At 59.5% G+C, this 284-nt stretch carries 1 protein-coding gene; it reads right to left on the bottom strand.

Going from position 1 to position 284, the window contains the following annotated elements; all coding sequences use genetic code 11:
- Nucleotides 1-11 precede the first annotated feature (11 nt).
- On the bottom strand, nt 12-284 hold a 273-nt coding region (locus SB753_RS36510), incomplete at its 5' end, for an ester cyclase (RefSeq protein WP_410804990.1).

Below are 284 nucleotides of genomic sequence, written 5' to 3'. Positions count from 1 at the left end.
CGTACCGGTGACTACTTCGCGACGACGCCGAGTTGCTGCAGGAAGGTCAGATTGTCTTCGAGATGCCAGTGGTCCGTGATCTTGCCGGCGCGAATTCGGTAAATGTCTGTCGCGATGAAATCGACTGTTTGGCCTGTGCCCTGAGTGCCGTTGAAGGTGCCGGTGAAGTGACCGGTGAAATGCAGATGCGTCACGACGCGATCGCCGGCAACGATCATCTGCTCGACCGACGCCTTAACGTAGGGCACGGCCGCATGGAATGCACTGGATGCTGCGAGCGGCCC

Source organism: Paraburkholderia sp. SIMBA_053, from assembly GCF_046534895.1.
In the GTDB taxonomy this organism is placed as follows: Bacteria; Pseudomonadota; Gammaproteobacteria; order Burkholderiales; family Burkholderiaceae; genus Paraburkholderia; species Paraburkholderia caledonica.
Note: the sequence above shows the minus strand (reverse complement) of the source record. Positions and strands in the feature narration are given on the sequence as shown.